The sequence below is a fragment of the Streptomyces sp. NPDC059037 genome, assembly GCF_042740015.1.
Classification (GTDB): Bacteria; Actinomycetota; Actinomycetes; order Streptomycetales; family Streptomycetaceae; genus Streptomyces.
The window spans coordinates 6,523-10,471 of the sequence record NZ_JBHYIG010000102.1 but is presented as its reverse complement, the minus strand read 5'-3'; the positions used below and the strand labels follow the sequence as shown (position 1 = coordinate 10,471).

Here is a 3,949-nt window from a genome sequence, read left to right as displayed (position 1 = left end):
TGCGGTGCCCACTCATTCGGGTGCCTTCTCCTCACCACCTCTCCCCGGGGGTGGCCGGGGGCGGTTAACCCCCGGCCGCCCCCCACGCCAAGCAGCACGACCGTGAGGCGACGATCGTCGCCCAGGCCGGCCGCAGGGGCGCCGTCACCGTCGCCACGAACATGGCCGGACGAGGCACCGACATCAAGCTCGGCGGCAACCCCGACGACCTCGCCGAGGCGGAGCTGCGCCAGCGCGGCCTCGACCCCGTCGAGCACGTCGAGGAGTGGGCCGCGGCGCTGCCCGCCGCCCTGGAGAAGGCCGAGCGTTCCGTGAAGGCGGAGTTCGAGGAGGTCAAGGACCTGGGTGGTCTTTACGTCCTGGGCACCGAGCGGCACGAGTCGCGGCGCATCGACAACCAGCTGCGCGGTCGTTCCGGACGTCAGGGCGACCCGGGTGAGTCGCGGTTCTACCTCTCGCTCGGTGACGACCTGATGCGGCTGTTCAAGGCGCAGATGGTCGAGCGCGTGATGGCCATGGCGAATGTTCCCGATGACGTGCCGATCGAGAACAAGATGGTCACGCGGGCCATCGCGTCGGCGCAGTCGCAGGTCGAGCAGCAGAACTTCGAGACGCGTAAGAACGTCCTGAAGTACGACGAGGTCCTCAACCGGCAGCGCGAGGTCATCTACGGCGAGCGCCGTCGCGTCCTGGAGGGCGAGGACCTGCAGGAGCAGGTCACGCACTTCATGGACGACACGATCGACGCCTACATCGCGGCCGAGACCGCCGAGGGCTTCGCCGAGGAGTGGGACCTGGACCGGCTGTGGGGCGCCTTCAAGCAGCTCTACCCGGTGAAGGTCACCGTCGAGGAGCTGGAGGAGGACGCGGGCGACCGCGCGGGTCTGACCGCCGAGTTCATCTCCGAGTCCATCAAGGAAGACATCACCCAGCAGTACGAGGCGCGTGAGGCGCAGCTCGGCTCCGAGATCATGCGTGAGCTCGAGCGGCGGGTCGTCCTCTCGGTGCTCGACCGCAAGTGGCGTGAACACCTCTACGAGATGGACTATCTCCAGGAGGGCATCGGCCTGCGTGCCATGGCGCAGAAGGACCCGCTGGTCGAGTACCAGCGCGAGGGCTTCGACATGTTCAACGCCATGATGGACGGCATCAAGGAGGAGTCCGTCGGCTACCTGTTCAACCTGGAGGTCCAGGTCGAGCAGCAGGTCGAGGAGGTCCCCGTGACGGACGCCGCCGAGGCGACGTCCCTGGACAAGAAGGACGCCGTTCCCGCGGGCGGTGGCCGTCCCGAGATCCGCGCCAAGGGGCTCGAGGCTCCGCAGCGGCCCGACCGTCTGCACTTCCAGGCGCCGAACGCCGAGGGCGGGGTCGACGAGGGTGACTTCGAGACCGAGGACGCGGGCGTGCGGTCCGAGTCGGACGGCCTGACGCGGGCCGAGCGGCGCAAGGCTCAGAAGGGCGGGCGGCGCCGCAAGAAGTAGCGCGTGGCGCTGCGCCGGCTGTAGCTGTGGTTTTAGGGGCCGGGTGCCGCAAGGCGCCCGGCCCCTCTGTGCTTGCTGGTGCTTCTGCCGGTGCTTCACCTGGCGGTACGGCCCTTGGGGGCGCCCACTTCCACCGCCGTGCAGCGCCACCTCTGGTCCGCGCCCAGGTGCAGGCGGAACGCCAGGGCCCGGAGCGCGGGGCCCGCGCCGATGCGGGCGAAGACCTCGTACACGCCGGGGCAGGGTTCGTAGTGGCCGATCCGGTGGATGGTGGGGCGGCGGCCGTCCACGTTCAGGGGCGTGTGCTCGGCCAGCCTGGCCAGGTCGTCGAAGGCCGTGTTCGCGATGTGGCGGGCCGCCCAGTGCACCGGCTTCTGGCCGCTGAGCACCAGGAGCAGGCGTTCGGTGAAGAGCTCGGTGGGGTGCGGTGGGGGCTGCGGGGCCGTCCTGGGCGGGCGGGTCTGCGCGGTGGGGCGGCGTGGGTCCTTGCGGCCGGGCGGGCGGGTGACCGCCGGTCGTGAGCGGGGCCTGGTCATCACCTTGTGCATGCCGCGTCGCCTCCGTCGCTGCCGTCCCGGTTCTGATACCGGGGGGTAACTTGTGTCGGAGATCTTGTTACGGGGGCGTGGGGCGCCGTCGCAAGGGGCGTGGCCGCCGGGTGCGGGGCCGGGGGAATGTCCCCTATCAGGGTGGCCGGGGGTGCGGGGTGCCTTGTGGTTGCCGGGTGGGGCCGGGTGACCCGCGGGCGCTTCGGGTGACGCGGGGGGAGGGTGTGGGGCGCACTCCGAAGGGGGACTCCCGGACGTATTCTGTAGGCCCTCCGGGCAGCTTCTGGAGGGTCCTCCGGGCGGCTTCCGGCGGGAGTCCTTCCGACTACGAAAGCGGATCGTCATGCGCGTCTACGTTCCCCTGACCCTGCCCCGTCTCGCAGAGGCGTACAAGGCGGGCGAGCTGGGGCCCGGACCGCTGACCGCCTACGCCGTGACGCCGGCGCTGCGTGAGTGGTACGTCTCGGACGACATCGAGGAGCTGGAGTACGCCGCCCTGAACCGGGCCGCGCTGGCTTCGCTGCGGCTGGTCGCGGGGGATCCGGGGGCGGCGCGGCGGCGGGTCGTGCTGGCGGCGGATGTGCCGGACGGGGCGGCCGTCATGGACCCCGACCGGGGGCTGGATCAGCGGGCGCTCGGTGAGGTGCGGGTCGAGGGGGGCCTGCGGCTGGGGAAGGTGGCCGCCGTGCATGTCGATGCGGGGGACGCCGAGGGGGATGTGGCCGCGGCTGTGGGGGTCCTTGGGGCTGCGGATCAGGGGGACGATGACGCGCGGTTCGTGGTGGACGGGGTCGAGGATCATGAGCTGCTGTGGTTCGCGACGCAGGAGATTCCTGGGCTGATCTAGCCCTGCCCTGCCCTGCGGGGCTTGGGCGGCTTGGGGGTGGGGCTGCGGCTCGGGCACCGTCTGCGGTGCGTCTTGAGGGCGGGGCCGCGCCGGTATGTCCGTACTCGCCATCTCGGTCCGGGCGTTTTGCTGCTGCGGCTGGGGAGTGCTTCGTACCGTGCTCCGTGCGGACATACCGACACGTCCCCTCGCGTCCGCCGCCGGGGGCGGGCGGGTGGGGGTTCCTGTGCGCGGGTGGGTACCGTTTCTGTATGGGGAAGCTGCAGCGCGGGGCGCACATCGTGTGGGACTGGAACGGGACGCTCCTGCATGACATTCATGCCGTGATCGAGGCGACGAACGCCTCCTTCGCGGAGATCGGCCTTGAGTCGATCACGCTTGAGCGGTATCGCGAGCTGTACTGCGTGCCCGTGCCCAAGTTCTACGAGCGGCTGATGGGGCGGCTGCCCACGGAAGCGGAGTGGCAGGTGATGGACGCCGTCTTCCACAAGCACTACTGGGCGCGGGCCGAGGGGTGCGGGCTCGCGGACGGGGCCGCCGAGCTGCTCGCGGGGCGGCGGGCGGCGGGACGTACGCAGTCGTTGCTGTCGCTCGCGCCGCACGAGCACCTGGTGCCGATCGTGCGGCGGCACGGCATCGAGGAGCACTTCGTGCGGATCGACGGGCGGATGGACGCCTCGCACGCCGGTAAGGCCGAGCGGATGGTGCGGCATCTCGATGCTCTTGGGGGAGTGGCTGCCGTCGAGCGGACCGTGGTGATCGGTGACGCCGTCGATGACGCGTTGGCCGCGGCGCATGTGGGGGCGCGGGCCGTGCTCTACACCGGGGGTTCGCACAGCAGGGGCAGTCTGGCGGAGGCCGGGGTTCCGGTGGTCGACAGCCTGGCCGAGGCCGTGGAGGTCGCGGAGGAGCTGGCCGCGTAGGGCGCCTCGCTGCGGGATCCGGAGCGCTGAACCTGCGGTTGGCATGGCCGGTGCTTCGGGTGCGGCGCCGTTCCCGTCTGTTCCGCCGCTTCGCGGCGGATCCTTTCCCGCCCGCCCACCCGATCACCCCGCGGAGCGGCTGCCCTCGCC

At 71.2% G+C, this 3,949-nt stretch carries 3 protein-coding genes and 1 pseudogene; 3 read left to right on the top strand and 1 reads right to left on the bottom strand.

Features of this window, described 5'->3' with window-relative positions; translation table 11 throughout:
* Positions 1-86: 86 nt before the first annotated feature.
* Positions 87-1,481 (top strand): annotated as a pseudogene (locus ACFWY6_RS21660) (preprotein translocase subunit SecA); the annotation flags it as partial.
* A gap of 95 nt (positions 1,482-1,576) precedes the next feature.
* Here the strand turns inward: ACFWY6_RS21660 and ACFWY6_RS21655 are convergent.
* Positions 1,577-2,029, bottom strand: a complete 453-nt coding sequence (locus ACFWY6_RS21655; RefSeq protein ID WP_360766464.1) for an Rv3235 family protein — start codon at positions 2,027-2,029, stop codon at positions 1,577-1,579.
* 343 nt (positions 2,030-2,372) lie between these two features.
* Here ACFWY6_RS21655 and ACFWY6_RS21650 point away from each other — a divergent pair, with 343 nt between their 5' ends.
* On the top strand, positions 2,373-2,876 hold the full coding sequence (locus ACFWY6_RS21650) for a DUF6912 family protein (protein ID WP_266866316.1): 504 nt from the start codon (positions 2,373-2,375) through the stop codon (positions 2,874-2,876).
* A 251-nt stretch (positions 2,877-3,127) separates the two neighbouring features.
* Positions 3,128-3,799: an HAD family hydrolase gene (locus tag ACFWY6_RS21645; RefSeq protein WP_384692732.1), complete on the top strand. Its 672-nt coding sequence runs from the start codon at positions 3,128-3,130 to the stop codon at positions 3,797-3,799.
* The last annotated feature ends 150 nt before the right edge of the window (positions 3,800-3,949 follow it).

What these genes read in the sequence shown, in the direction of transcription:
- ACFWY6_RS21645 (WP_384692732.1), top strand. Translation starts at nt 3,128, where the DNA reads ATGGGGAAGCTGCAGCGCGGGGCGCACATCGTGTGGGACTGGAACGGG.
- ACFWY6_RS21650 (WP_266866316.1), top strand. Translation starts at nt 2,373, where the DNA reads ATGCGCGTCTACGTTCCCCTGACCCTGCCCCGTCTCGCAGAGGCGTAC.
- ACFWY6_RS21655 (WP_360766464.1), bottom strand. Translation starts at nt 2,029, where the DNA reads ATGCACAAGGTGATGACCAGGCCCCGCTCACGACCGGCGGTCACCCGC.